This window comes from Sulfitobacter donghicola DSW-25 = KCTC 12864 = JCM 14565, from assembly GCF_000622405.1.
GTDB lineage: Bacteria > Pseudomonadota > Alphaproteobacteria > Rhodobacterales > Rhodobacteraceae > Sulfitobacter > Sulfitobacter donghicola.
Genome location: NZ_JASF01000005.1, coordinates 1,670,890 through 1,695,174, shown reverse-complemented (window position 1 = coordinate 1,695,174; position 24,285 = coordinate 1,670,890). Strand labels below are relative to the sequence as shown.

General features: G+C 55.1%; 29 protein-coding genes. 12 read left to right on the top strand and 17 right to left on the bottom strand.

Features of this window, described 5'->3' with window-relative positions:
- Positions 1-19: 19 nt before the first annotated feature.
- A complete protein-coding gene (locus Z948_RS0109195) occupies positions 20-1,051 on the top strand; it encodes an NAD(P)/FAD-dependent oxidoreductase (RefSeq protein WP_025059274.1) in 1,032 nt (343 codons plus the stop codon).
- Positions 1,048-1,446, top strand: a complete 399-nt coding sequence (locus Z948_RS0109190) for a VOC family protein (protein WP_025059273.1) — start codon at positions 1,048-1,050, stop codon at positions 1,444-1,446. The genes Z948_RS0109195 and Z948_RS0109190 overlap by 4 nt, the downstream gene beginning before the upstream one ends.
- Here Z948_RS0109190 and Z948_RS0109185 read toward each other — a convergent pair.
- The 3 genes from Z948_RS0109185 to Z948_RS0109175 all read right to left on the bottom strand — a co-directional run bounded on the left by Z948_RS0109185 (position 1,443) and on the right by Z948_RS0109175 (position 3,835).
- Positions 1,443-1,985, bottom strand: a complete 543-nt coding sequence (locus tag Z948_RS0109185; protein WP_025059272.1) for an NADPH-dependent FMN reductase — start codon at positions 1,983-1,985, stop codon at positions 1,443-1,445. The genes Z948_RS0109190 and Z948_RS0109185 overlap by 4 nt on opposite strands.
- A 160-nt stretch (positions 1,986-2,145) precedes the next feature.
- A complete protein-coding gene (locus tag Z948_RS0109180; protein WP_025059271.1) occupies positions 2,146-2,823 on the bottom strand; it encodes a YiaD family glycine zipper/OmpA-like lipoprotein in 678 nt (225 codons plus the stop codon).
- 145 nt (positions 2,824-2,968) lie between these two features.
- Complete coding sequence (locus tag Z948_RS0109175; protein WP_025059270.1) at positions 2,969-3,835, bottom strand: methylated-DNA--[protein]-cysteine S-methyltransferase; 867 nt, start codon at positions 3,833-3,835, stop codon at positions 2,969-2,971.
- A 62-nt stretch (positions 3,836-3,897) separates the two neighbouring features.
- Between Z948_RS0109175 and nth the strand changes: the two genes are divergently transcribed.
- From nth to Z948_RS0109160, 3 genes are read left to right on the top strand one after another with little or no spacing between them, the layout of a single operon-like run.
- Positions 3,898-4,551: an endonuclease III gene (gene nth, locus Z948_RS0109170; protein WP_025059269.1), complete on the top strand. Its 654-nt coding sequence runs from the start codon at positions 3,898-3,900 to the stop codon at positions 4,549-4,551.
- Positions 4,548-5,540 (top strand): adenosine kinase, encoded by a 993-nt coding sequence (locus Z948_RS0109165; RefSeq protein ID WP_025059268.1) that lies wholly within the window; start codon positions 4,548-4,550, stop codon positions 5,538-5,540. Before nth ends, Z948_RS0109165 begins: the two co-directional genes overlap by 4 nt.
- Positions 5,540-6,130, top strand: coding sequence for a GNAT family N-acetyltransferase (locus Z948_RS0109160; protein WP_025059267.1), 591 nt, complete (start codon positions 5,540-5,542; stop codon positions 6,128-6,130). The genes Z948_RS0109165 and Z948_RS0109160 overlap by 1 nt, the downstream gene beginning before the upstream one ends.
- On the opposite strand, the gene Z948_RS0109155 is transcribed toward Z948_RS0109160, so the two are convergent.
- Both Z948_RS0109155 and Z948_RS0109150 read right to left on the bottom strand, forming a co-directional pair.
- Positions 6,123-6,605, bottom strand: a complete 483-nt coding sequence (locus Z948_RS0109155) for a hypothetical protein (RefSeq protein WP_037951427.1) — start codon at positions 6,603-6,605, stop codon at positions 6,123-6,125. The genes Z948_RS0109160 and Z948_RS0109155 overlap by 8 nt on opposite strands.
- Positions 6,605-7,087, bottom strand: coding sequence for an RNA pyrophosphohydrolase (locus Z948_RS0109150; protein ID WP_025059265.1), 483 nt, complete (start codon positions 7,085-7,087; stop codon positions 6,605-6,607). Before Z948_RS0109150 ends, Z948_RS0109155 begins: the two co-directional genes overlap by 1 nt.
- Positions 7,088-7,244: 157 nt before the next feature.
- Here Z948_RS0109150 and Z948_RS0109145 point away from each other — a divergent pair, with 157 nt between their 5' ends.
- Both Z948_RS0109145 and Z948_RS0109140 read left to right on the top strand, forming a co-directional pair.
- On the top strand, positions 7,245-9,272 hold the full coding sequence (locus Z948_RS0109145) for an NADPH-dependent 2,4-dienoyl-CoA reductase (protein ID WP_025059264.1): 2,028 nt from the start codon (positions 7,245-7,247) through the stop codon (positions 9,270-9,272).
- A 299-nt stretch (positions 9,273-9,571) separates the two neighbouring features.
- On the top strand, positions 9,572-10,477 hold the full coding sequence (locus Z948_RS0109140; RefSeq protein ID WP_025059263.1) for a LysR family transcriptional regulator: 906 nt from the start codon (positions 9,572-9,574) through the stop codon (positions 10,475-10,477).
- Positions 10,478-10,546: 69 nt separating this feature from the next.
- Here Z948_RS0109140 and Z948_RS0109135 read toward each other — a convergent pair whose 3' ends face one another.
- The 4 genes from Z948_RS0109135 to Z948_RS0109120 are packed head-to-tail and all read right to left on the bottom strand — an operon-like array spanning position 10,547 to position 13,489.
- The gene (locus tag Z948_RS0109135) at positions 10,547-11,476 is read right to left on the bottom strand and encodes an OmpA family protein (protein ID WP_025059262.1); all 930 of its coding nucleotides are present in this window, start codon (positions 11,474-11,476) and stop codon (positions 10,547-10,549) included.
- On the bottom strand, positions 11,473-12,042 hold the full coding sequence (locus Z948_RS0109130) for a peroxidase-related enzyme (RefSeq protein WP_025059261.1): 570 nt from the start codon (positions 12,040-12,042) through the stop codon (positions 11,473-11,475). Before Z948_RS0109130 ends, Z948_RS0109135 begins: the two co-directional genes overlap by 4 nt.
- Before the next feature lie 11 nt (positions 12,043-12,053).
- Positions 12,054-12,773: a GNAT family N-acetyltransferase gene (locus tag Z948_RS0109125; RefSeq protein WP_025059260.1), complete on the bottom strand. Its 720-nt coding sequence runs from the start codon at positions 12,771-12,773 to the stop codon at positions 12,054-12,056.
- Positions 12,770-13,489: a competence/damage-inducible protein A gene (locus tag Z948_RS0109120; RefSeq protein ID WP_025059259.1), complete on the bottom strand. Its 720-nt coding sequence runs from the start codon at positions 13,487-13,489 to the stop codon at positions 12,770-12,772. Before Z948_RS0109120 ends, Z948_RS0109125 begins: the two co-directional genes overlap by 4 nt.
- 46 nt (positions 13,490-13,535) lie before the next feature.
- Here Z948_RS0109120 and sfsA point away from each other — a divergent pair, with 46 nt between their 5' ends.
- The 4 genes from sfsA to Z948_RS0109100 all read left to right on the top strand — a co-directional run bounded on the left by sfsA (position 13,536) and on the right by Z948_RS0109100 (position 16,020).
- Positions 13,536-14,249 (top strand): DNA/RNA nuclease SfsA, encoded by a 714-nt coding sequence (gene sfsA / locus Z948_RS0109115; RefSeq protein WP_025059258.1) that lies wholly within the window; start codon positions 13,536-13,538, stop codon positions 14,247-14,249.
- Positions 14,250-14,266: 17 nt separating this feature from the next.
- Positions 14,267-15,088 carry a type I methionyl aminopeptidase gene (gene map, locus Z948_RS0109110; protein WP_037951422.1) on the top strand — a complete coding sequence of 274 codons (822 nt, stop codon included), beginning with the start codon at positions 14,267-14,269 and terminating at the stop codon, positions 15,086-15,088.
- A 69-nt stretch (positions 15,089-15,157) separates the two neighbouring features.
- The gene (locus Z948_RS0109105) at positions 15,158-15,505 is read left to right on the top strand and encodes an ArsR/SmtB family transcription factor (RefSeq protein WP_025059256.1); all 348 of its coding nucleotides are present in this window, start codon (positions 15,158-15,160) and stop codon (positions 15,503-15,505) included.
- The gene (locus tag Z948_RS0109100) at positions 15,502-16,020 is read left to right on the top strand and encodes an SRPBCC domain-containing protein (RefSeq protein WP_025059255.1); all 519 of its coding nucleotides are present in this window, start codon (positions 15,502-15,504) and stop codon (positions 16,018-16,020) included. The genes Z948_RS0109105 and Z948_RS0109100 overlap by 4 nt, the downstream gene beginning before the upstream one ends.
- Positions 16,021-16,029: 9 nt before the next feature.
- On the opposite strand, the gene rsmD is transcribed toward Z948_RS0109100, so the two are convergent.
- A complete protein-coding gene (gene rsmD / locus Z948_RS0109095) occupies positions 16,030-16,581 on the bottom strand; it encodes a 16S rRNA (guanine(966)-N(2))-methyltransferase RsmD (RefSeq protein ID WP_025059254.1) in 552 nt (183 codons plus the stop codon).
- Positions 16,578-17,786 carry an NAD(P)/FAD-dependent oxidoreductase gene (locus Z948_RS0109090; RefSeq protein WP_025059253.1) on the bottom strand — a complete coding sequence of 403 codons (1,209 nt, stop codon included), beginning with the start codon at positions 17,784-17,786 and terminating at the stop codon, positions 16,578-16,580. Before Z948_RS0109090 ends, rsmD begins: the two co-directional genes overlap by 4 nt.
- A gap of 88 nt (positions 17,787-17,874) precedes the next feature.
- Between Z948_RS0109090 and Z948_RS0109085 the strand changes: the two genes are divergently transcribed.
- Positions 17,875-18,363 (top strand): peroxiredoxin, encoded by a 489-nt coding sequence (locus Z948_RS0109085; RefSeq protein WP_025059252.1) that lies wholly within the window; start codon positions 17,875-17,877, stop codon positions 18,361-18,363.
- Between the two features lie 42 nt (positions 18,364-18,405).
- On the opposite strand, the gene Z948_RS0109080 is transcribed toward Z948_RS0109085, so the two are convergent.
- From Z948_RS0109080 to Z948_RS0109055, 6 genes are all read right to left on the bottom strand, one after another.
- Positions 18,406-18,696 carry a 4a-hydroxytetrahydrobiopterin dehydratase gene (locus tag Z948_RS0109080; protein WP_025059251.1) on the bottom strand — a complete coding sequence of 97 codons (291 nt, stop codon included), beginning with the start codon at positions 18,694-18,696 and terminating at the stop codon, positions 18,406-18,408.
- Entirely contained in the window at positions 18,693-19,880 is a 1,188-nt protein-coding gene (locus Z948_RS0109075; RefSeq protein ID WP_025059250.1) for a GNAT family N-acetyltransferase, read from the bottom strand. Before Z948_RS0109075 ends, Z948_RS0109080 begins: the two co-directional genes overlap by 4 nt.
- A gap of 54 nt (positions 19,881-19,934) precedes the next feature.
- Positions 19,935-20,705 (bottom strand): glycerophosphodiester phosphodiesterase family protein, encoded by a 771-nt coding sequence (locus tag Z948_RS0109070; protein WP_025059249.1) that lies wholly within the window; start codon positions 20,703-20,705, stop codon positions 19,935-19,937.
- Positions 20,702-21,160: a RidA family protein gene (locus Z948_RS0109065; RefSeq protein WP_025059248.1), complete on the bottom strand. Its 459-nt coding sequence runs from the start codon at positions 21,158-21,160 to the stop codon at positions 20,702-20,704. Before Z948_RS0109065 ends, Z948_RS0109070 begins: the two co-directional genes overlap by 4 nt.
- Positions 21,161-21,231: 71 nt before the next feature.
- Positions 21,232-22,536, bottom strand: a complete 1,305-nt coding sequence (locus Z948_RS0109060) for an HlyD family type I secretion periplasmic adaptor subunit (protein ID WP_025059247.1) — start codon at positions 22,534-22,536, stop codon at positions 21,232-21,234.
- The gene (locus Z948_RS0109055) at positions 22,533-24,269 is read right to left on the bottom strand and encodes a type I secretion system permease/ATPase (RefSeq protein ID WP_025059246.1); all 1,737 of its coding nucleotides are present in this window, start codon (positions 24,267-24,269) and stop codon (positions 22,533-22,535) included. The genes Z948_RS0109060 and Z948_RS0109055 overlap by 4 nt, the downstream gene beginning before the upstream one ends.
- Between the last annotated feature and the right edge of the window lie 16 nt (positions 24,270-24,285).

The window sequence follows — 24,285 nt, the reverse complement described above, 5'->3', positions numbered from 1 at the left end:
TCAATCAAAGGCAGGGGCAATGACCGATATCACCATTCGAGGCGCTGGCATTTTTGGCTTGTCCATTGCATGGGCATGCGTGCAGCGCGGCGCATCTGTGCAAATCGTTGATCCGCATGGCGCTGGCGCAGGCAGCAGCGGAGGCGTTGTGGGGGCGTTGGCTCCGCATGTACCTGAAAACTGGAACCCGAAAAAGGCGTTCCAACTGGAAAGCCTGCTGATGGCACAGGCCTTTTGGGACGAGGTGCAGGCCGAAGGTGGCGAAAGCGCTGGCTATGCGCGAACGGGTCGCCTGCAACCCATTGCTGACGAGGCCACCCTTGCACTGGCCCAGCGCCGTTGCGAAACCGCGCGCGAGCTTTGGCAAGACAATGCGACATGGGAGGTCATTCCTGCGGTTACCTCAGACTGGCGCCCTATCAGCCCGTCGGGCTATTTCATCCGTGACACTCTTAGCGCGCATATGCATCCCCGCCGCGCCTGTAGCGCCTTGGTCGCTGCGCTCAAATCAAAAGGCATTCACGTTCTGCCATCTGCTCCCGACAAAGGGGCGGTTCTTTGGGCGACTGGTGTCGCGGGATTAGAAGAGCTCAGTGCAGGACGGACACGGGTCATGGGAAATGGTGTAAAGGGACAGGCGGCAGTACTAGATTTTGACGCTTCTGGGTTACCGCAGCTCTTTGCCCAAGGTGTACATGCCATCCCTCATCTCGATGGAACCATCGCAATAGGGTCAACATCCGAACGCGAATACACGGACCCAACCAGCACCGATGCACAGCTGGATGATGTGATTGCCGCAGCACGCGCAGCAATCCCAGCGTTGGCCGAAGCACCAGTCTTATCTCGTTGGGCGGGGGTGCGCCCGCGCGCCAGATCACGTGCCCCGATGTTGGGTGCATGGCCGGACAGGTCGGGGCATTTCATCGCCAACGGCGGTTTTAAAATCGGGTTCGGCATGGCCCCCAAAATAGCACAGGTCATGGCCGACCTTTTGCTCTTGGAAAAAGATGCGATACCCGAAGGTTTTCGCGTAGAGGATAACCTGTGAAACCCAGCCTGAAAACGCTCGACCATTTGGTCCTTACGGTCACCGACATCCCGCGCACGGCTGCGTTTTACACCCAAGTTTTAGGGATGAGCGAGGCGCCATTTACGGTGGCGGACGGCAGCACACGTGTTGCGCTGACCTTTGGCAGTATGAAGATCAACCTGCACCAAGCGGGCCTTGAATTCGAACCAAAGGCTGGGCGGGCTACGGTGGGCTCGGCTGATCTGTGTTTTTTGACCTCAGCGCCACTAGACGCATGGCAACTGCATTTGGCTGACCTCACAGTTGAGATAGAAATTGGCCCGATCCGCCGCACAGGGGCCACCGGACCAATCATGTCACTCTATATCCGCGACCCTGACGGGAACCTCATCGAGATCAGCGAACAAATCTAAGCGCCGATTTCAGCACGCAGCGCTGCCATCAGCTCGGTTAGGTCTTTGGTGTAGATTTCGCTTTTGAGGTGACCGTTGTCGTCGAACTCGGCATAGCAGGACGCCAGATGAATTTCTGGCCCTTGCAAGATACGCGGACGGAACGGGACCATAAACCCGCGCAAAACAGATTGCGCACGCTCACCACCTGCGCGCCCTGCTGCGGCTGACATGACTGCGACGGGCTTATCCCCCCATGGCTTGATCGCGCTTCGGCTGACCCAGTCCAGTGCATTCTTCAACACGCCAGACGGGCCTTTGTTGTATTCAGGGGTCGAGATAACAACCGCATCGGCATCCGCAATTTGTTGCGCCAAGGTTTCCACGGCAGCTGGTACGCCATTCGCTTCTTCGTCATCCCCATCATAAAGGGGTAGGTTCAGGTCAGCTTGGGTGTAATGAGAGTCTCCAAAAAGACGTGCCGCCTCTGCCAAAAGCTGCGCGTTATGGCTGCCCTTGCGAAGAGAGCCGGAAATACCAAGAAGTTTAGGGGTGGCCATGTGCACTGTCCTTTTCAAGTTTTCGCTACCGATGATATGAGGCGCATCTGTGCGTTTTCTCAAGGGCCACGCGCAAACAGCCCATGTGCAAAAATGTTCAAAACGAAAAAGGCCCCAATGCATCACTGCATCGGAGCCTTTGAAACCTTAGAGAATGCGATCAGGCTGCGTTAGGCAGAATGATGATCTCTACGCGGCGGTTCTGCGCCTTACCTTCTGGGGTTAGGTTGCTGGAAACCGGCTGGCTTTCGCCGCGCCCGTCAACGCGAATACGAGACGTTGCTGTTCCGTTATTAATCAGAACATTCGCAACCGCATTTGCGCGGCTTTCGGAAAGTTGCTGGTTGTAAGAGGCATCGCCATCGCTATCGGTATGACCGATAATTTGGATTGTTGAGTCAGGATAAGCCTGCAAGTTGCTGGAAACCGCACCCAAATCGCGCTGCAGGTCAGGGCGCACCGCGCTTGATCCCGTTGCGAACAAGATGTCTTGCGGCAAGGTAACGATCAAACGATCACCAGTGTTGGTAATCGTCACGTTGTCATTGCCAAGGCTCGCGCGCAAATCGCTCTCTTGTTTGTCCAGCAGCGCACCGCCACCAGCACCCAAAGCCGCACCAATCAGCGCGCCCTTAATCGCACCTTGATCACGGTTACCATCACCACGCGACAGGGCACCAATAACAGCCCCCGCACCCGCGCCAATCAAGGCGCCGTTTTTCAGGTTTTTATTCGCATCACCATCCTGCGCCAAGATAGAGCCGTTAGGGTCTGTACATGCGCCCAACGCGATAACGCTCGTCACCGCAGCGACGAGAGGGAATTTCAAAAGTGTCATACTACTACTGCCTTACTGTTTCGGCTCCGTTCGGGCGAAGCATCTTTTCGATAACCGCAATATAGGGCGTTTTGGGCGCTGACAAAATGGCCCGCTACGGGGAATAAGCGACATTTTGCGCACATTGGTGTTATCAGCGCCTGCGTCAAACCGCTTCGACGCGGGCCGCCTCATACCCCAACATCGCACGTTTCATGGGGAGCCCCCAATGATAGCCGCCCATTTCACCCGATTTGCGCAGCACACGGTGGCAGGGGATAAGATATCCAATCGGATTGCGCCCCACTGCCGTACCAACAGCGCGAATCGCCTTTGGGCTGCCGATGGCTTCGGCTATTGCGCCATAGGTCGTGACCTGCCCTTCTGGTAACTGCAACAAAGCCTCCCAAACCTTTATCTGGAACGGCGCGCCCGTCAGATACAGCGGGGCCTTTTCACCTTTTCGCCCTCGACCAAATGCCGTTTCCACCCAATCCTTCAACCGCGCAGGGTTTTCGCGAAATTCCGCCTTTGGCCAACGCTTGCGCAAATCCTCCATTGCGGATGCCTCACCCATTTCGGCGGCTAGGGACAGGCCGCAAATGCCTTTGTCTGTTCCCATCACCAAAACAGGACCAAAGGGGCTTTTGAACCACCCCCAGTCAATCATCAGCCCCTGCCCTCCGGTCGCGAAATCACCGGGGCTCATGGCTTCCCACCGCAAAAACAAATCATGCAGGCGACCCGTCCCCGATAGGCCGCTTGAATGGGCCGCTTGGAGCGTTGTCGTTTGCGCGCGCAAAAGGGATTTTGCGTGGCCCAAGGTCAAATATTGCTGATACCGTTTGGGCGACACCCCCACCCATGTTGAAAAGACGCGCTGAAAATGCGCCGCACTCATGCCCATCTCGCGCGCGAGCGCTTCTAGGGTCAGCGTTTCATCCGCGGCATCAATGATTGCAATTGCGCGGGCAATGACGCCGTAGTGATAGCTATCCTGCAAGTCGTCGGGGTTTTGTATCATCTGTGTCATACCCCCACATTATGCGCGGTCCCGCTTGCACGCGACCCGAAACCTGCGCATACCTTTGCGCCATGAGCAAACCGTCAAAACAACTCGATTATCACACGATCCGCGCCATCATGGAACGCTTTCAAGAGGCCGACCCTGAGCCCGAAGGCGAGTTGGAGCATGTGAACGTCTATACATTGGTTGTGGCCGTCGCCCTGTCAGCCCAAGCAACCGATGTCGGCGTCAACAAAGCCACCCGCGCCCTGTTCAAAGTCGCGGACACGCCGCAAAAGATGCTGGACCTTGGGTTGGAAGAGCTAACCGAACACATCAAAACAATTGGACTGTTTCGCCAAAAAGCCAAAAACGTGATGAAGCTTAGCCAGATTTTGGTGGATGAATATGACGGCATTGTTCCGAACTCTCGGGCTGCGCTGCAATCTCTGCCTGGTGTTGGGCGCAAAACGGCGAATGTTGTTTTGAACATGTGGTGGCAGCAGCCAGCACAAGCCGTTGACACCCACATATTCCGCGTCGGCAATCGCACAGGCATCGCTCCTGGCAAAACCGTGGACGCCGTTGAGCGCGCGGTAGAAGACAATATCCCTGCAGATTTCCAGTTGCATGCGCATCACTGGCTCATCCTGCACGGGCGCTATCATTGCAAAGCACGCAAACCTCAATGCAGAACCTGCATCATCAGAGACCTTTGCGAATACAAGGACAAAACAGAATGAAGACTTACGACCTCGTTGGCATTGGTAATGCTGTTGTGGATGTCATCAGCCATTCAGACGACGCGTTTCTCGATAACATGGGTATCGAAAAAGGCATCATGCAGCTGATCGAACAGGACCGTGCCGAGCAGTTGTATGGCGCGATGGGTGATCGCTTGCAGACCCCTGGCGGCGCTGTGGCGAATACTGTTGCTGGCGTTGGGGCCTTGGGCCTGAACACCGCGTTTATCGGGCGCGTCCGCGATGACGGCTTGGGCCGTTTTTATGCTGATGCAATGACGGACAATGGCATTGATTTTGTGAACCCACCCGTAGCCGAGGGCGAAACGCCCACCTCGCGCTGCATGATCTTTGTCACACCCGATGGGGAGCGTTCGTTGAACACCTATCTAGGGATTTCAACAGGCCTCACCTCAGAGGATGTGCCACAGGACGTTTCGGGCAATGCAAAACTGATGTTCCTAGAGGGATACCTGTTTGACCACGACGCGGGAAAATCAGCTTTCCGCGAAGCAGCCCGTTCCGCCAAAGCTGGCGGTGGCATGGCTGGTATCACCATCTCTGATCCCTTCTGCGTCGAACGTCATCGCGCTGACTTTCTGCAGATGATCGAACATGAGCTGGATTATGTGATCGGCAATGAGGCCGAGATCAAATCCCTGTTCGAAACAGATGACCTAGAAGCAGCCATGACCAAAACAGCTGCGATGTGCCCCATCATGGTGTGCACCCGTGGCGGCGATGGCGTCACCCTTATCCGCGGCGATGAGCGTGTCGACATTCCAGCCCCCGAAAGGGTTGTGCCAGTTGATGCCACAGGTGCTGGTGATCAGTTTGCCGCTGGCTTCCTTTACGGTTTGGCAACAGGCCGCGATTTGGAAACCTGTGGGCGGATGGGGAACCTATGCGGTTCCGAGGTCATCTCGCACATCGGGCCGCGCCCAGCGACCGACATGATGGTCGAGTTCCGCAAAGCAGGTTTGGTCTGATGTTAACGGATGGATTTCACCCTGTCCCCAAGGGCAAGCTTGCCATGGTTGTCACCCATCTGGAAATGCACGCCCCCGCAACGATCAAAGATGTTCCGCTTCCCGACGGGATCAGCTTTCGGGCAGTCAAACCGACACTCGAATGGTACCGCGATGTTTTCACCCGTGTCGGCGCGTTAGAGTGGCTATGGTTTGGCCGCCTCAAAATGTCAGACGCTGAATTACAAGCGATCCTTGATGATCCAAACGTCTCTTTCTTTACGCTTTCCAAAGACGGCGTTGATGAAGCCCTGCTAGAGCTGGATTTCCGCGCGGATGGCGAATGTGAGCTTGCTTATTTCGGCCTGACGCCCAACCTGATTGGAACAGGCGCGGGGCGGTATTTGATGGATCAGGCGATCACCCAAGCATGGGCGCAAAACATCAAACGTTTTCACGTGCACACCTGCACATTAGACAGCGCGCAGGCGTTGAACTTTTACATCCGCTCTGGATTTACCGCCTACAAACGGGAAATCGAAGTAGACGATGACCCACGCCTGACGGGTGTTTTGCCAGCGAACGCTGCCGCTGGGGTACCGATTATCTAAGCGGTTTACACGACCGGCCAGCAAAGCACCCTTTGACCGCGCGGATCATTTTGGGTGTCGGTGAATGGAATAAAAACCCGCCACATGGGTTGGTTGTGATAACATCTCCGGCTTCGCTCTGCTCAACAAAGGCAAGCACCTCGCCGCCTTGTTGCGCTGATGCGCACCACGGACCAAAACAATGCACGGCCAAGGTGACCGATTTGTTGAAAGGCGTTTTAAAGCCTTTGCGCGACAAAACCGACCCAGACAGCCGCGCCTTGATGCGCGTTGTCTGCGGGGGCGTCTGATTTACCCCTCCGTCCGCCTTTGGCAATTTTCGTTCATCAAACTCAAGCTGCCCTTTGACAACAACAAAGCGCGCCTCGGAACCGTCTGCCTCGAGGTACGCGGCCTCGACGGAATGAGGTGTACAGGACAATGCTGCCACCGATACCGGCGTAAGGGCAAACAAAGTGGCTGCAAGAAGTCTCATCAAATCTGATCCTCGAATTCTTTGATAACGCGCGCATAGACGTCCTTTTTGAACGGCACGATGCTGCCCAACAGTTTATCGGTAGAAATCCACTTCCATTCCCTAAATTCAGGCTCGGCTGTTTGGATATTTACCTGATCGTCCGTCCCATTGAATCGCAATAGGAACCATTTCTGCTCTTGCCCGCGAAAGCGGCCTTTCCACAGTTTTGGCACCAGATCATGGGGTAGCTCGTAGGGCAGCCAATCTTTGGTCTCGGCTTCGACCGTAACCAGATCGCGTGTGATACCTGTTTCTTCCTCCAACTCGCGCAGCGCCGCGGCCTGAGGGTCTTCGCCCGGATCAACGCCACCTTGCGGCATCTGCCACGCATCCGCATTGTTATCCAACCGCTGCCCGACAAACACTTTTCCAGAAGAGTTTATAACCATGACACCGACACAAGGCCGATAGGGCAGTTTTTCAATTTCTTCAGGCGTCATCGCACATATCCAACTGATTGATCTATTTTGAACACACTCTACATCACCTCAAGCAAGGCGGAAACCGAAAGCAGCCTGACGCCGCGTTCTTAATGACAGCGCCAGATGCTATTGCCATGGTATGGTGAAATTGAATAACCGCCAGAAGGGTTCCCCCATGTCCAGCTACCCCAACATGCTCCGTCCACTTGATCTCGGCTTTACCACGCTCAAAAACCGCGTCCTCATGGGGTCGATGCACACAGGGCTGGAAGAGACGAAAGACTGGAACCGCGTCGCCGAATTTTATGCGGATCGCGCACGCGGTGGTGTTGGCCTGATGGTCACAGGCGGCATTGGCCCCAACCTCGAAGGGTCCGTCCTGCCTGGTGCTGCGATGCTGAGCACCGATGAAGACGTCGCCAACCACAAGATCGTCACAGATCGCGTTCACGAAGCAGACGGCAAGATCGCGATGCAGATTTTGCACGCTGGTCGTTACGCCTATGGCCCCAAATGCGTGGCGCCTTCGGCGATCAAATCCCCCATTTCCCCCTTCCCACCAATCGAGCTGGACGCCGCAGGCATCGAAAAACAAATCGCCGACATTGCTGCCTGTGCGGGCCGTGCCAAGGAAGCAGGATATGACGGGGTAGAGGTAATGGGGTCTGAGGGTTATTTCCTGAATCAGTTCCTTGTGACCCACACCAACAAACGCACCGACGAATGGGGCGGTTCATATGAAAACCGCATGCGCCTGCCAATCGAAGTGGTGAAACGCGTTCGCGAAACGGTCGGAACCGATTTTATCGTGATCTACCGCTTGTCGATGATCGACCTTGTTCCCAATGGATCAACCTTTGACGAGGTTGTACAGCTGGCTCAGGAAATCGAAAAAGCTGGCGCGACGATTATCAATACGGGCATCGGCTGGCACGAGGCGCGCGTTCCCACCATCGCAACATCGGTTCCCCGTGCGGCCTTTGCTTGGGTCACCAAGAAACTGATGGGCAAGGTTTCGATCCCGCTGATCACGTCGAACCGCATCAACACCCCCGATGTCGCGGAGGAAGTCCTATCAACCGGATGCGCCGATATGGTTTCGATGGCGCGCCCGATGTTGGCTGACGCTGATTTCGTGAATAAAGCCGCAGCAGGCAAGGCCGATCACATCGCGCCCTGCATTGGATGTAACCAAGCCTGCCTTGATCACACCTTCAGCGGCAAAATCTCTTCCTGTCTTGTGAACCCGCGTGCCTGCTATGAAACCGAATTGGTTTTGGAGCCCGCCGAGAAGGTAAAAACAATCGCCGTTGTTGGTGCTGGCCCTGCTGGCCTATCCGCTGCCATCGCCGCCGCAGAGCGCGGCCATACCGTAACCATCTTTGACCGCGCGGCTGAAATCGGTGGCCAATTGAACCTCGCCAAACAGGTCGCAGGTAAGGAAGAGTTCTGGGGCTTTGTCGATTGGTACCGCACGATGGTTGCCCATCACGGCATTAACGTAAAGCTGAACACCGAAGTCTCGGCAAATGATCTGGATGACTTTGACGAGGTTATTATCGCGACAGGTGTTGTGCCGCGTGATCCACAGATCGACGGCCAAAACCACAAAAGCGTATACTCCTACATTGACGTCCTTCAGGGCCGTGCCACGATTGGTGACCATGTTGCAGTCATTGGCGCTGGCGGCATCGGCTTTGATATCTCTGAACATCTGGTGGATGATGGCGAAAGCACTACGCTTAACCTTCCTGAATGGATGAGCGAATGGGGTGTGGCAGACACATCCGAACACCGCTCAGGTCTGGCCCCTGAAGGGCCACAACCCCATCCGGCTACGCGTGCCATCACGATGATGCAGCGAAAGCCATCCAAACCGGGTAAGGGGCTAGGCAAGACAACAGGATGGATCCACCGCGCGTCACTGACCATGAAAGGCGTCAACATGATCGCTGGCGTTAACTATGAGCGGATCGATGATGAAGGTGTCCACATCACCTTTGGCGAAGCACGCGAGAACCCACAGGTGATCCCCGCCGATACGGTTGTTCTATGCGCCGGCCAGCTATCGGATCGCAGCCTTGCCGATGCATTAGAGGCCAAAGGCAAAACCTGCCACGTCATCGGCGGCGCCGATGTTGCGGCCGAATTAGATGCAAAGCGCGCCATTAACCAAGGTACGCGATTGGCCGCGACCCTCTAAACCAGAAATACAATAATGATTCCCCAAGACGTTGTTTTGGGGAATCAACGCTCAACTGTTTCCCAAAAACGCCTGAGTTTTTAACTCCGACAGAACGGTCAAGAGCTGCCCATACCCTCGATCAGCTTCGCATAGCCCAATAAAACAAGGCGAATGAGCCCATCGAAACACACTGTTCCCGTGTTTCCTGCCGCGCAACGGTTGCGTAATTACCTTGCTACTGTCCCACCGCTGCCCAGATTGCGCCCCAATCCACCATCATATCTATCCCTCGAAATATGAATGGAAAGGGACGGCAAATGGACCGCCTTACAGAAATGGAAGCATTCGCCACCGTGGTGGATCAAGGGGGCTTTACCGACGCCGCCAAAAAGATGGGGATTTCAAAATCCGCTGTCTCGAAACATGTCTCATCTCTTGAGGCACGCCTTGGCGCCCGTTTGTTGAACCGAACAACGCGCCGCGTGTCCCCAACAGAGATTGGCCTCGCTTACTATGACCGCGCCCGCCGCGTTCTGAATGATGCTGGCGAAGCCGATGCATTGGTCACGTCGATGCAATCTGCGCCATCTGGCCTATTGCGGATCTCGGTTGCGACTGATTTCGGGGTGAACCACCTATCGCCGGTTTTATCCGAATTCCTTGGTGATTTCCCTGATATCACGGTCAACATGGTCTTGAACAACCGCTACGTTGAGCTGATCTCCGAAGGCTTCGACATGGCCGTTCGTATCGGTGAGCTGGAAGACAGCACATTGCGGGCACGCAAGCTGACCGAAACAACAAAACGTATGATCGCCTCGCCCGAATATTTCGAAAAATATGGCCGCCCTGAAAAGATCGACGATCTGAACGATCACAAGCTGCTGCACTATTCAAACCAGTCTTCTGGCAACGTCTGGAAACTGACGGCCCCTTCTGGTGAAAAGCGTCAGGTACGGACCGCTGGCTGGCTATCGGTCAATGACGGTCAATCCTTGCTGAACGCGGCGATCTCTGGCCTTGGCATCGCTTACTTGCCTAGCTTCCTCTATGCAGAAGCGATGGAGCAAGGTCTGGTTATGGATGCGATCCCTGATTTGCCGCAAGAGACCCAAGGCATCTACGCTGTATACCCACCAGGCCGTTTTACACAGCCAAAGGTACGCGCCTTTATCGATTTTCTGGTCCACGCTTTTGCCGAGAAAGGCCCAAGCGACTGGTAACCAGACCCAAGACACCAATCCCCTCGGTGACCTTCCCCCTCGGTATTGCATTGCAATATCGGGGGTTTTTTATTGGGCGAGGAGGATAACTTCGACCCGTCGGTTTTCTTCTCGGCCCTCTTTGGTCAGGTTTGTCGTGAACGGCGCGAGATAGCCCATGCCCTGCGCCTCTAGGCGTGAAGGGGTGACATCGTATTTATCAATCAAACGGTTACGTACCGCATTGGCGCGGTTGCGTGATAGTTGGATGTTCCCCTCAAGCCCTCCAATATTGTCGGTATGCCCCACCAGCGCGACGCGCAGATCAGGCTGTTCCTGTAAGGCTATGGCCAAATCGGACAAAGCGGCAAAAGGGCCTGTGCCTAGATCGGATGTCCCGCTGTTGAACTCCAATCCTCCCAGCACGGCACGCCCGTATGTCAGCAGCTGTTGGGCAAGCTCACCTTCAGGTTCCACCACGTCAGCAAAAGCACGAGGCGGGGCGACCGCATCAATCTTATTTTTGTCGGCAGAGGGTGCGACTTGGATGATTTGTAAGAAAGACACCCCACTAGAAGCACTCGCGAAAATGCTAACAACTTCGGCACTCTCACCCGTGCCTCTTTTCGCTGTCAGAACGTGGTAGTTTCGAATGTTAACATACATGTTTGGGGCTGGCATAACCTCGGTAGCGAACCGAAAATCATAGCCACCGCACGCCACATCAGCACAATCCAGCACCACCTGATATCCAGCTGCCAACAACTGATCCTGCAAAGGTGTCACCACCTGAAGCGGCGTCAATCCGGCAAGGTCAATCCGCCATGAGCTGCGCGCGATAGCCCCTTGGAAAACCTGTGCAGGCAAGGCACCTTCTTGAAAGGGACCGATAGGAGCAAAGTATCGATCCTCTACCGTTTCACGCACTATCAACTGGCGCGCGTTGGCGGGAAGCTGCAGCTCAACCGCTTGCGCTGCTCCTCCAATCATCACCGCCAATGCACACAGCCAATGCTTCATCGTGATAGCGCGTGGTATTCTTTGTTTGGCCGCATATCTGTGGCACTTGCCACACGGTTGGTCATGTTAAAGAAGGCCGCAACCGACGCGATATCCCAAATATCGCGATCCGAGAAACCCGCAGCGCGCAAGGCGTCACGGTCTTCGTCTTCGATGATCTCTGGCGCCTCTGTCAGCTTGACCGCGAAATCCAGCATCATCCGCGTTTTCGGGTCCAGATCCGCAACACGATAGTTCATCACCAGCGTTTCACCCAAAATAGGATCACCCGACAGTTCCCGCACCGCCTGACCATGCGCGGTGAGGCAATAGAAACAACGGTTCACAGCCGAGACCACCACGGCGATCATTTCACGCTCAAGCTTGGTCAGGTTGCTCGCGCCTAACATCAGGTCGTTATACAGCGCGGTAAAGCTGTTCAGCTTGTCGATATCAAACGCATAGGCCTGCAGAACGTTCGGGATCATTCCCAACTTATCCGTACAAATATCAAAATATTTCTGGGTCTCAGGGGGTAGCGGATCGACCATTGGCAGATCGAGAGCGGTTGGGGCGTCGTCACTCATGGGGCGTTCCTTTATTCTGGTAAGATACGGTAATGGTATGTTCCAATCGGGGTAAAGCCCATCTTGGAATAAAGCGCATTCGCTGGCTTGCTATCCGTTACACAAAGAACGGCGATCTGCGTTGCCCCTTGTTTTTGCCCCCAAATTGCAGCGGCCCGCATAATCCATTGCGCGACACCTTGTTTGCGCTGGTGCGGCAAAACCTCAACGGCATGAACCATCGCAACACCATCGTGCACAGCGGCAAAAGCAACCCCTGCCGGTTTTTCATTCCAACGTGACAGGATGCCCGTCTTGGCCTTGGCCCGCTTCATCACCTCCAGACGCGCAGGGCCAACACCCCCCTGTGCCCAGATTTCTTCCATGATGGCCAAGGGTTCCCAAATCTCGAAACAGGTAACGCGCGGGATGGGAAGATCCGTCAGCAGCCCAATTGGCGCGGTATACAGCGTCACTTCGTCGATCAAATCATACCCACGCGCAGCAAGGAGCGCGTCCAGCGCTTCCTCCCCTTCGCGGATCATAAACAGAGGCGTTTGCCCGATCTTGCGCATCTTGGTTTCCGCAAGTGGAATATCTGCGTCCGTGATACTGCCCGCAGCTGTCGCCGCCGAAACACGCTTGCCACCCTGCGCACCATCACGCAGCGTCCATGGCCCTTCGGCCCACACATTTGCAGGTGGCCAAGTCCCCTCGATGACATCGTAAAGCGCCTGAATATCTATGCTCATGAAAACGCCTCGCTCAATTTGCCCATCGCTTCATCCAGCATGGCCCGATCCTGACCACGCACAACAAGGTGGGCACCGTATCTACCATCTTTCTGAAACGGATAGCTGCCCATGGACAGCGATGGATAAGCTTCAGCAATCGCACCGAAGGGGCCGGCGATATCACCCTCGCCCCGATGAACGGTCAGGGTTTCACTGAGCAGCGGCGCCCCGCCCGTAAGGGTTGGTAATACACTGGCAACCATGGCGATAAAGACGCTAGGAACGCCGGCCATGACATGAACATTCTCAATGGTAAAACCTGGCGCCGAGGAGACAGGGTTATCAATCAACGTCGCGTCCGCCGGAATACGCGCCATACGAAGGCGCGCCTCATTCAGCTCGGTTCCGGATTTATCGTAGTGAGCTTGCAGAATGTCGCGCGCATCGTCGCGCACATCAATGGTCTGACCAAAGGCAGCTGCCATGCAATCTGCGGTGATATCGTCATGGGTTGGCCCGATGCCACCAGAGGTGAATACGGTGTCGTAGTTTGCAGCCAATGCCTGAACCGCCGCGATAATCACATCCCGCTCATCCGGCACAACGCGAACCTCGGCCAGAGCAATGCCTGCATCCGTCAATTGCCCCGCGAGATAATGCATATTCGCATCCCGCGTCCGCCCCGAGAGGATTTCATCCCCGATCACCAACATTGCCGCTGTGGGGTTCTTCATTCTACCTCTCCTTGAGCCTGTTCTTACAAAGGTATAGCCCTATGGCATGCGCTTTCAAACCGATCTTGTGCCCGCCCGCCTAATCCGCCGTTACAAACGTTTTCTAGCTGATTGTCGGTTAGAAGATGGGCGGGAAATTACCGCCCACTGCGCCAACCCCGGATCAATGATGGGCTTGGCCCTAGAGGGAAGTAAGGTGTGGCTAGAGCCAAATGACGACCCGAAAAAGAAGCTCGATTACGGGTGGCGATTGGTCGACCACGAGAACGGTCACTTTACTGGTGTTGATACATCCCTGCCCAACCGCGTTTTACGCGCCGCTTTGGAGGCAGGTGAAATATCCGCGCTGAGTGCCTATAAAACCGTCCGTCCCGAGGTGAAATACGGCACGAATTCACGCATTGATTTTCTGCTCAGCCAAGATGGCCTGCCCGATGCCTATGTCGAGGTAAAATCCGTCACGCTGTGCCGAAGCGAGGGGCAAGCCGAATTCCCCGATTCCGTCACCGCCCGCGGTGCCAAACACATGGGCGAGCTGGCAAAAGTCGCGCAGCAAGGCCACCGCGCGGTCCTGTTGTATCTCGTGCAGCGCACGGATTGCACCCATGTCGATATCGCAAGCGACATTGACCCGAATTATGCGCAAGCCCATGCAGCAGCAACCAAAGCAGGTGTTGAAACTCTTTGTATTGGCACCCAGATCACACCCGAAGGCATCAGCATTTCTAGCCCTCTGGCCCTTGGCCGCGCGGCAGGTTAAACAAACCCAAACAACCGATGGAGAGCCCGGTGACAGACACCCACAAAGGTCGCACAACTAAAGACGGCATTCGCATTCACGAAGCAGCCGATTTTGCGGGCATGCACGCAGCGGGCAAGCTGGCCGCGACCATCCTTGATGAGATCGCAGAACATGTCATCGTTGGCCAAACCACTGCCGAGATCGACCGCATCATCGAAGAAAAGGTCAACGCAGCGGGCGCCAAATCAGCGACCATTGGCTACAAAGGCTATCAACACGCCAGCTGTATTTCGATCAACCACGTTGTTTGTCACGGCATCCCAAGTGACAAAAAGCTGAAAGATGGCGACATCGTCAACATCGACGTCACCGTGATTGTTGATGGTTGGTTTGGCGACACATCCCGCATGTTCGTCGCGGGGAAACTATCACGCAAAGCCGAACGCCTGATCGACATCACGCATAAGGCCCTGATGAAGGGCATCGAAGTTGTCAAACCCGGCAACACATTCGGCGATATTGGCCACGCGATCCAATCATTTGTCGAAGGGCATCGCATGTCGGTTGTCACAGACTTTTGCGGTCACGGATTGGGCCGCGTATTCCACGCGCCGCCAAATGTTTTGCACTATGGCAAGGCGGGCACAAAATCCGTTCTGGAACCAGGCATGTTTTTCACCATCGAACCTATGGTGAACCTTGGCCGCGCCGAGACGAAAACTCTGGCCGACGATTGGACCGCAGTAACGCGTGATAAATCCCTTTCGGCGCAGTTCGAACATTCGATCGGTGTGACCGAAGACGGCTATGAAATTTTCACGCTGTCCCCAGCCGGAAAATTCCACCCAACTTACTAATTCCCCAACCCCGCTAACCTGAAAAAGGGGCGGGGTTGACTTTTACCTATCATGTAATAATGTAATTACATGTTTACTAATAACGATATGGATTCGGTTTTTCAGGCCTTGGCCCATGAAACCCGCCGCGCGATCCTAGATCATCTGCGCGACCACCCCGGCATGGCAGTGGGTGAACTGGCCGCCCATTTCGACGTCTCGCGCATCGCTGTGATGAACCATCTTCGCGTCCTGACCGAGGCCCAACTCATCACCAGCCGCAAAGAAGGGCGCAGTCGCCGCCTCTACCTCAACGCGCTTCCCCTACAGCTCATCTATGAGCGGTGGATCGACGGCTATTCCGCCCACTGGTTGGACCGGATGAGCCTAATCAAAGCCACCGCAGAAGCCGTCGCTAAAAAGGAAATTGGAAAATGACCGAATATGCCCCGAAATCTATCAGCCGCACCTTCATCGAAGCGCCCATCGAAACGGTGTGGTCCACGCTAGTGGCAACCGACACGCCGCTCCCTTTCTTTTTCGGCGCCGTTTGCCAGACAACAGACGGCCTAAAGGAAGGCGCAAAGATGCGGATGGTGAACCCAAACGGCAAAGTCGCGATGGTTGTTGGCGAAGTGTTGGCCTTTGATCCGCCGCACCGCTATGCCCACACCTTCCAGATGACAAACATCGACGAGCCGCCCTGCACCGTCACCTATGAGCTGCGCGAGAAAGACGGCGGCACCGAATTTGATCTAATCATCACCGAAACCGTCGAAGGCTCCAAACTGCGCAAGGAAATGCTGGGGGCACAGGGCTTTATCGCCTCGAACCTCAAAGCCATGGCAGAGACGGGCAAAGCAGCCTTTACAGGGCGGATGGTCGTCAAAATGAGCCCAATCATGGGGTTGCTGGCAAAGAAATCCCAGCGGATCGAGAACTGGCCGCTTTGATTTAGCTAATCAATCAGCTGTCAGCAGCGTGACATGCGTGTCACCATATTTGCGCCGATCTGTACGGGTGTAGCCATCGGGTGCATCCATCGGCGCACTCTCTTCCCATACGACCAACGCACCTTGGGCCAGCCACTTGCCCGACTGGATGGCCGACAACGCCTGTTGTCCCATCCCTTTGCCATAGGGCGGGTCAAGGAAGACGAGATCAAATGGCGGGACCGAGCATACCCCCAAACGCGTTGCATCATTGCGCAGCAACGTGGTTTGGTCTGCCGCTCTGAGCTTATCAACGTTCTGGGTGATTAGCTTTTGCCCAACCCGTCCGTTTTCAACAAACGCAACTTCATCCGCGCCGCGCGACAGCGCCTCCAGCCCTAACGCGCCAGTTCCTGCAAACAGATCAAGAACCCGCGCCCCGTGAATGACATCAAGGTGCGTCAGCATAGAAAACAGGCTTTCGCGCACACGATCCGAGGTTGGCCGCAAATGTGCTGCGGCATCCCCCTTGCCGACATCGGCCAACACCGTGCCGCGTGATTTTCCTGCGATGATCCTCACGCCTTTAGCAACGCCTTGAGGTCGGTATCAGCATCGGCGACCAACTCAGCCGCAGGTGACTTGCCGCTTTCGATCAAACGTTTGCCCACCATATAACCACGGGGGTCATTGGCGGCATCAACCGCCAAAAGCGTTTCACCTTTGTAATACCAAAACGACACCGGACCGGGGGCGGCCCCGCGTGTGACCACACGGTCATATCCAGTGTTCAGCCCCGCGATTTGCAGCTTTACGTCATATTGATCCGACCAGAACCAAGGCTTCGCGGCATAGTCTTTCTCGGCACCCATCAGGTTTTGCGCAACGACTTCGGCCTGCTCAATCGCGTTTGGGACGCTTTCCAAACGGATGCGCCCATCGCGGTAAGGGAAAGACGTGCAATCCCCAGCAGCCCAAACATGCGCGACATCTGTGCGACCATGGCTATCGACCGCGATCCCGTTGTCCAACCCCACACCAGCCGACTGGGCCAACGCGGTTGCTGGCGCGATACCTACACCGACGATCACAAAATCAACGTCCAGCGTGGTACCGTCCGTCAAAACGGCTCCGGTTACTTTGCCTTCACCCGTCAGGTGATCTAGGCCGACCCCCTCGCGCAGGTCCACGCCGTGGCCCTTGTGTAGGTTGCGAAAGAAATCAGAGGTTTCAGGCGCGGCAACACGTTGCAAAATACGGGGGGCCATTTCAACCAGAGTGACCTCAAGCCCCAGCTTTGCAGCAACCGATGCCGCCTCTAACCCGATATAACCGCCGCCTACAATCAGCACGCGGGCCCCTTTGACAAAGCGCGACTCCATCGCGTCAACATCTGCAAGGCCACGCACCACATGCACGCCGTCTAATGCTCCTCCAATCGCGGCGGGCAAATGATGGGGGACCGATCCAGTGGTCAACACCAACTCATCATAATCCAATACCCCATCACTGGTCGTGATCTGCTGCGCGGCAGTGTCGATAGATTCGACCGTAATGCCAAGGCGCAGATCAATATCGTTCTCGCCGTAAAACGCCTCAGGCTTGAGAAACAGACGCTCCAGCGTCATGTCCCCCATCAGATAGGCCTTTGACAATGGAGGCCGCTGATAGGGCGGCTGAGCCTCGGAACCAATCAGAGTGATCTTACCATCAAAACCACTGTTGCGCAGCTTCACAACGCAAGACGAACCCGCCTGCCCAGCTCCGATCACAACGATGTGCCGCATGGTAATCTCTCCTTATGCTCTGGCCCCGACTCTATGCAGACCCTATATCTGGGATAAGGACAAACACAATCATATGAAAGGTTACCCTATGTCGATTTCTCAAGGTGATACTCTGCCCGACGCGACACTTGTTCAAATGGGCGCGGAAGGGCCAACACCGGTAAAAATGAGCGACAAGACAAAGGGCCGCAAAGTTGTGATCTTTGCTGTGCCAGGTGCCTTTACGCCGACATGCCACTCGGCCCATGTGCCCAGCTTTGTCCGCACCAAGGATCAGTTCGACGCAAAAGGTGTGGATGAGATCATCTGCATTTCGGTCAACGATCCATTCGTGATGAAGGCATGGGGCGACGCAACTGGCGCAAATGAAGCAGGCATCACAATGCTGGGCGATGCATCATCGGAATTCACAAAAGCCATCGGCATGGATTTTGACGCAGTTCCAGCAGGCCTAGTCGCGCGCTCAAAGCGTTATGCGATGTTGGTTGACGACGGCAAGGTCACGCTGCTTCAGGCAGAAGAAAACCCCGGTATGTGCGAAGTATCTGGTGGTGAAGCACTGCTCGATAGCATGTAAAAACTGGACGAGGGTCGCAGCACTGCGGCCCTTGGCCCCTACCTATAGCTGGTCCATTTTCTGGGCCAGCTTGATATCAAGATCGCTCAGCCCATCAACGCTGTGGGTGATGAGCGTCACAGTCACCTTGTTATAAACATTCGCCCACTCGGGGTGATGGTTCCACTTTTCGGACCAGATTGCGGCGCTGGTCATCCAGCCAAATGCAGCGGCGAAATTTGCAAACTTGTAGGTTTTGGTAATCGCGTCGCGCCCTTGAACCATTTCCCAACCATTAGACAGCAAGGGTTCCAATAGCTCTAAACGGTCCTGCTCTGTTAGCTTCTCGCTCATTCCTGTTCGTCCACTTTCACCTGCTTGAACGGGCCGTAATCCGTGAGGATTTCAATCTCTTCATCAACGGCCGCGCGTTCGGCTTCCAGAAACTCGCCTACAGCGCGGGCAAACCCTTGGTCACGCATCCAATGCAGGGACCATGTTGGCGTGGGCAAATATCCGCGGGCAAGTTTGTGTTCGCCCTGCGCGCCGGCCTCAACGCTGCCGAGGCCCAACTGGATCGCGATATCAATCGCCTGATAATAGCACAGCTCAAAGTGCAGACATGAGTGGTGCTCGATACAGCCCCAATACCGCCCATAAAGCGAGTCCGCGCCGATAAAATTCAACGCCCCCGCGATCCACCGCCCATCCCGTTCCGCCAGAACCAGCGAAATGTCATCGCGCAAGGTTTCCTGCGCAATGTCAAAAAACGCGCGAGTCAAATAGGGCTGCCCCCATTTGCGTGCACCAGTGTCCTGATAAAACATCCAGAAGGCATCCCAATGATCCGCGGTTAACGCATCCCCCGTGAACGTCTGGATAGTGCCGCCAAATCCCTGTGCGGTTGCACGTTCTTTGCGGATGTTTTTACGTTTGCGCGAACTTAGCGTTGCGAGGAAGTCATCAAAGGTTTCATACCCCTCATTGCGCCAATGAAACTGCTGGGTTTTGCGCGCCATCATGCCCAGGCTTTCGGCGCGCGCCGCTTCGTCGCTGGTACAAAAGGTTGCATGCAGCGAGCTAAGGTTATTGTTATCCGTCAGCTGCACTGCGCCTTGAACCAAGGCGTTAAACCCCGTCTCCTCAAACCCTTCACGGGTCAAAAACCGGCGCCCAGTGGCTGGCGTATGGGGCACAGCGATCTGAAGCTTGGGGTAATACCTGCCGCCTGCGTTTTCGTACGCGTGGGCCCAAGAGTGATCAAAAATATACTCACCCTGCGAATGCGATTTAACATACAGCGGGGCCACCCCGATAATCTGCCCCTCAATAAGGGCGATCAAATACTGCGGCTGCCAACCCGTTCCCACGCCAACGCTGCCGCTATCTTCCAGTGCTTTAAGGAACCTATATGTCGTGAACGGGTCTTTGGCGCGCGCACCCTCAACGGCGTCGGGGCAGGCACAAGCATCCCAATCAGCGGCATCGATTTCAGACAGTGATTGAATAATCCTGATCTCGACCTGTTGCTCGCTCATTTAGGTGTCCTTGATTTCAGCTATCCGTATTAAGTGGCATCCCAAACGGGATGTTCAAGCGCCTAGTGCCGCCGGATAACCCTCAAACGTAATAGTGTCAGCCACATCGCGCGCGGCAACTTCCTGTTCTGCGCTGATCACCGTCCAGCAGCAAATCATGGCTCCGGCCTGTTTCAGCTCGGCCACCCGTGCCCGATCCAGATCATCGACCTCATGGCTGATAAACGAAGCCCCGACAGTATCGTAATCTGGAATGCCGCGAAGACGGTCGCATGTCGCATCCGATAAAGGCCATTCATGCGAACGATAGGCCGAAGTTGTAAGGCCCCGCGGGATCTCAGGGCAAAGGGTTTGTAACAGCTTCACCGAGTGTGGGTTGAACGACATCACCGCTACATCGCCCTCATACCCCTCAAGTGCCTGTGCCGTGGCACGCTCAAGCTGGCCAATGTTCTCTCCCATTGCGCCATCTTGATCTTTGAGTTCGATAAGTAGTGGCACCTGCCCCGCAACGAGGGATAAAACCTCGGGAAGGTCCGGTATCCCTTCAGCATTTCCGCGTAACGCCGTTTGCTTCAACTCTTCTGATGTCGTGAGCCGCACAACTCCCTGCACCTCGGTCAATCGCCCAAGGTGATAATCATGAAAAACCATCGCTGCGCCATCTGCACTCAGCTGGACATCGACCTCGATGCCATAGCCCGCCTCGATGGCCGCACGGATGGCCGCACGCGAGTTTTCCGGACGGCCCTCGTGGACATTATGCAATGCGCGGTGTGCAAAAGGCACCCGCGCAAAGCTTTCTGGCAAGCCTGTCGTCGTCATGAGATTTCGAAAATACCTTCGATTTCCACGGCTACGCCCAATGGCAATGCACCTGCTGAAACAGCCGATCGTGCGTGCCGACCAGCATCCCCCAATGCTTCAACCAAAAAGTCGGAGCAACCATTGATGACCTTAGGCTGGTCTGTGAATTCCTTGGTTGAGTTCACAAACCCCGTCAGTTTCACAACGCGCTTTAGGCGATTGATATCGCCACCACAGGCTGCTTTGACCTGCGCGAGCAACTGAAGCCCGCATGTACGCGCAGCGGCAGCCCCGTCTTCGACGCTCATGTCGTCACCCAAAACACCAAGAATCAATGCATCATCCGTGCGTGAAATCTGGCCTGAAACATACAAGGTATTTCCGACCTGCACGAAGGGCACATAGTTCGCCGCCGGAGCGGAGGCGTCGGGAAGAGTAATGCCCAGATCTGACAGGCGTTTTTCGATGCTCATTTTGCAATCCTTTGCTTCATTGATTTGAAGCCGACGCTATCCCGCTTCCCCCAGAGGGGGAAGACTTTGGATTAGCTTTCGCGCCAAGATTTCACAAAATATGCTGCAACCGGTTTCACCAGATAGGTAAGTGGTGAACGATCACCCGTTTTAATAAACGCATCCACCGGCATGCCTGGTAATAATTGTGTCCCTTCAGGCAGGCGTTCAATTTCCCCCGGAGACAAAGTGATCTCGGCGCGGAAATAGCTGATACCTGTGTTTTGATCATCCAGCGCATCCGCAGAAATGACCTCAACACGGCCTTTCAATTCCGGTGTTGTACGTTGATCCAGAGACGAAAGGCGCAGGTTTACTTCTTGGCCAACAGAAACCTCATCAATATTCGTGGGCATTACCTGCGCTGCGATCACCAGTGGCCGATCCTGAGGGATCAAGAACATCAACGGTTCTGCCCCGCGAATAACCGAACGGGGTGTGGTAACCTGCAAGGAATAGACAATACCCGAAACCGGTGCGCGAATATCCAGCCTGTCAATTGTCGCCAGCAGCGCGCGGCGTTGTTCAATAATTGCCAGTTCTTGGAAACGGATTTCCCGCAATTGCGAAATAGCCTCTTCGCGGCCAGAGGTGCCCAATTTCAGCTTTACGATTTCCAGTTCCGTTATACGCCCTTCTGCCTCGGCGCGTGATGCAACCAGCCGTCCAATTTCTCCGGTCAACCGTGCCGTTTCACGTTGCAAACCTAAAACTGACGCGACTTGGGCCAATCCCTGATCCAATAGTTTTTGCTGGCCATCCAGTTGCTGCTCGATCAGTTTCAATTGCTGGGCCAGCGAGGTTTCCTGAGCCGTGATGCCGGAAATCTGATCTTCGATTTGATTCCGCTGCTTTTCCAACTGCTCAGTTTCGCGCGCAATACTATCGCGGCGCGCATCGAAAAGGTTTGATTGACCGTCCATCAATTCCTGAGCGTCGGCATGAACGGCTGCCACCGCAATGAGTTCCGCATCAAACACAACACTCTCAAGTTCATCGCGCTGTGCTTCAAGACGGCCACGGCGCGCCATCAACTCATACAGTTGCCCTTCTATCAAATTCAGTTCGGACTGGGCCTGCTGTGGATCAAGTTGGAATAGAAGATCACCGGCCTTGACCAAATCGCCCTCGTCAACATGGATTTCAGCGATCGTTCCACCGGTGTCATGTTGAACAACCTGACGGTTCCGATCCACCTCGATGCGGCCCGACGCAATAATCGCACCAGCAATGTTTGACATGACCGACCACGTGCCAAAACCGCCGAATAAAACAGCGATCCCGATAAAGCCGACGGCGACAGGCCGCCAAGCTGACCATTTCTTTTTATCGCTCATGACACACCTCCCGAGCCGGCTGGCGCCTGCTGAATTTCCTGATGGTTTTTCACCATACCTTTCAGAACTTCATCTTTGGGGCCAAATGCCATCCGCATGCCGCCATCCAATACCAGCAGCGTGTCACATTCCTGAATAGCTGCGGGGCGATGCGCCATAATAAGTACAGAACGACCCGCAGCTTTCATGGCGCGAATGGCGTGGTTCAAAGCCTGAGATCCCGTGTTGTCCAGATTTGAATTCGGTTCATCCAAGACGAGGATTACGGGCTCATCATATAGGGCCCGTGCAAGCCCAATACGCTGCATCTGCCCACCGGATAATCGGACCTGCCCCGCCTGAACAACCGTGTCATACCCATCAGGCAGTTCAAGGATCATCTCATGCGCAGCTGCCATCTTTGCCGCGGCGACAACTTTCGCGTCATCAGGAACATCCGCAAGACGGGCAATATTCTGGGCAATCGTTCCGTCAAAAAGGGAAACCCGTTGTGGCAGATAGCCGATGTGTTGGCCCAGTGTTTCTGTTCCGTAATGCTCTAGCGCAGCACCATCCAGACGCACCGACCCACCCGCAGGGCGCCACACTCCCGTTAGAGTTCTTGCCAATGTGGATTTACCTGCACCAGAAGGCCCGATAACCCCAACCGCCTGACCAGGCTCAACTTTGAAAGAGATCGATTTCAGTGACGCTTGTTTCTCTCCGGGAGGGACGACTGTTAGGTTTTTGGCAACCAATGCTGCCTTTGGCTTTGGCAGCTCGGTGCGTGGTCCTTCCGGAGCGACTGTGCCTAACAATTCAGTCAGATTGGACCAGCCGACCATACCGCGTTGCAAAATTGGCCATTGGTTCAGCATCATTTCTACAGGAGCAAGAGCACGTCCCAACAGAATAGAACCTGCGATCATCGCCCCCGGGGTGAGTTGGTTTTTGAGGACAAGATAGGCCCCCATCCCCAACATTGCAGACTGCAGGAACAGGCGAATGGTTTTGGTCATCGAGCTGAACGTACCACCTACATCGGCTGCGCGAACTTGCCCTTCCAAGGCTACTGTTCTCGCTTTCCGCCAGCGCCCAAAGGCGGCCTCGCGCATGCCCATGGCCTGCACCATCTCGGCTTCGGTTCGGATTTGATCCGCCATGCTTGCCGCGTGTTGTGCCGCCATGTTTGCGCGCGCCTGAACACCGCGTGACAACATCTGATTTGCGATCGCAATGACCACCAGAACAGCACCGCCCAGCAACGCCATAATGCCTAAATAGGAATGAAATACAAAAATCGCAGCGAAAAAGATTGGTGTCCAAGGCAGATCAAATGCCGCCATCAAAACCGGAGAGGTCAATGTCCGTTGAACTGACTCTAAATCCGCAAGGCTTGCATTTGTTTTTGAATCCGGCGCAACCGCTGACTTTCGGACAACAGCATCAAAAACGCGCCGATCCAGATCATCCTGAAACCTAGCCCCGACGCGCCCCATGATCCGTCCGCGCGTGTAATCCAGAATGCCCATCACAGCATATAGAAACACTACCAACAGCGACAACGCGACCAAAGTTTCCTGACTGCCCGACCCTAAAACGCGATCATACACCTGAAGCATATACATCGGGCCCGTCAGCATCAGCAGGTTCGCAAAAGCGGAAAACAAACCGACAGTCCAGAAAAGAGCGCGGCTTCGTTTACGCACCTGACGCAGTTCTTCGCGCCCGCGTTTTATCAAATCGCTTTGCATAATTACCTTTCAAACA

What these genes read in the sequence shown, in the direction of transcription:
- nth (WP_025059269.1), top strand. Translation starts at nt 3,898, where the DNA reads ATGAGCAAACCGTCAAAACAACTCGATTATCACACGATCCGCGCCATC.
- Z948_RS0109145 (WP_025059264.1), top strand. Translation starts at nt 7,245, where the DNA reads ATGTCCAGCTACCCCAACATGCTCCGTCCACTTGATCTCGGCTTTACC.
- Z948_RS0109165 (WP_025059268.1), top strand. Translation starts at nt 4,548, where the DNA reads ATGAAGACTTACGACCTCGTTGGCATTGGTAATGCTGTTGTGGATGTC.
- Z948_RS0109065 (WP_025059248.1), bottom strand. Translation starts at nt 21,160, where the DNA reads ATGAGCATCGAAAAACGCCTGTCAGATCTGGGCATTACTCTTCCCGAC.
- Z948_RS0109055 (WP_025059246.1), bottom strand. Translation starts at nt 24,269, where the DNA reads ATGCAAAGCGATTTGATAAAACGCGGGCGCGAAGAACTGCGTCAGGTG.
- Z948_RS0109060 (WP_025059247.1), bottom strand. Translation starts at nt 22,536, where the DNA reads ATGAGCGATAAAAAGAAATGGTCAGCTTGGCGGCCTGTCGCCGTCGGC.
- Z948_RS0109180 (WP_025059271.1), bottom strand. Translation starts at nt 2,823, where the DNA reads ATGACACTTTTGAAATTCCCTCTCGTCGCTGCGGTGACGAGCGTTATC.
- Z948_RS0109185 (WP_025059272.1), bottom strand. Translation starts at nt 1,985, where the DNA reads ATGGCCACCCCTAAACTTCTTGGTATTTCCGGCTCTCTTCGCAAGGGC.
- Z948_RS0109140 (WP_025059263.1), top strand. Translation starts at nt 9,572, where the DNA reads ATGGACCGCCTTACAGAAATGGAAGCATTCGCCACCGTGGTGGATCAA.
- Z948_RS0109195 (WP_025059274.1), top strand. Translation starts at nt 20, where the DNA reads ATGACCGATATCACCATTCGAGGCGCTGGCATTTTTGGCTTGTCCATT.
- Z948_RS0109100 (WP_025059255.1), top strand. Translation starts at nt 15,502, where the DNA reads ATGACCGAATATGCCCCGAAATCTATCAGCCGCACCTTCATCGAAGCG.
- sfsA (WP_025059258.1), top strand. Translation starts at nt 13,536, where the DNA reads ATGCGCTTTCAAACCGATCTTGTGCCCGCCCGCCTAATCCGCCGTTAC.
- Z948_RS0109130 (WP_025059261.1), bottom strand. Translation starts at nt 12,042, where the DNA reads ATGAGTGACGACGCCCCAACCGCTCTCGATCTGCCAATGGTCGATCCG.
- Z948_RS0109155 (WP_037951427.1), bottom strand. Translation starts at nt 6,605, where the DNA reads ATGAGACTTCTTGCAGCCACTTTGTTTGCCCTTACGCCGGTATCGGTG.
- Z948_RS0109080 (WP_025059251.1), bottom strand. Translation starts at nt 18,696, where the DNA reads ATGAGCGAGAAGCTAACAGAGCAGGACCGTTTAGAGCTATTGGAACCC.
- Z948_RS0109105 (WP_025059256.1), top strand. Translation starts at nt 15,158, where the DNA reads ATGTTTACTAATAACGATATGGATTCGGTTTTTCAGGCCTTGGCCCAT.
- Z948_RS0109070 (WP_025059249.1), bottom strand. Translation starts at nt 20,705, where the DNA reads ATGACGACGACAGGCTTGCCAGAAAGCTTTGCGCGGGTGCCTTTTGCA.
- Z948_RS0109120 (WP_025059259.1), bottom strand. Translation starts at nt 13,489, where the DNA reads ATGAAGAACCCCACAGCGGCAATGTTGGTGATCGGGGATGAAATCCTC.
- Z948_RS0109075 (WP_025059250.1), bottom strand. Translation starts at nt 19,880, where the DNA reads ATGAGCGAGCAACAGGTCGAGATCAGGATTATTCAATCACTGTCTGAA.
- Z948_RS0109125 (WP_025059260.1), bottom strand. Translation starts at nt 12,773, where the DNA reads ATGAGCATAGATATTCAGGCGCTTTACGATGTCATCGAGGGGACTTGG.
- Z948_RS0109160 (WP_025059267.1), top strand. Translation starts at nt 5,540, where the DNA reads ATGTTAACGGATGGATTTCACCCTGTCCCCAAGGGCAAGCTTGCCATG.
- Z948_RS0109135 (WP_025059262.1), bottom strand. Translation starts at nt 11,476, where the DNA reads ATGAAGCATTGGCTGTGTGCATTGGCGGTGATGATTGGAGGAGCAGCG.
- Z948_RS0109175 (WP_025059270.1), bottom strand. Translation starts at nt 3,835, where the DNA reads ATGACACAGATGATACAAAACCCCGACGACTTGCAGGATAGCTATCAC.
- map (WP_037951422.1), top strand. Translation starts at nt 14,267, where the DNA reads ATGGAGAGCCCGGTGACAGACACCCACAAAGGTCGCACAACTAAAGAC.
- Z948_RS0109085 (WP_025059252.1), top strand. Translation starts at nt 17,875, where the DNA reads ATGTCGATTTCTCAAGGTGATACTCTGCCCGACGCGACACTTGTTCAA.
- Z948_RS0109150 (WP_025059265.1), bottom strand. Translation starts at nt 7,087, where the DNA reads ATGACGCCTGAAGAAATTGAAAAACTGCCCTATCGGCCTTGTGTCGGT.
- Z948_RS0109090 (WP_025059253.1), bottom strand. Translation starts at nt 17,786, where the DNA reads ATGCGGCACATCGTTGTGATCGGAGCTGGGCAGGCGGGTTCGTCTTGC.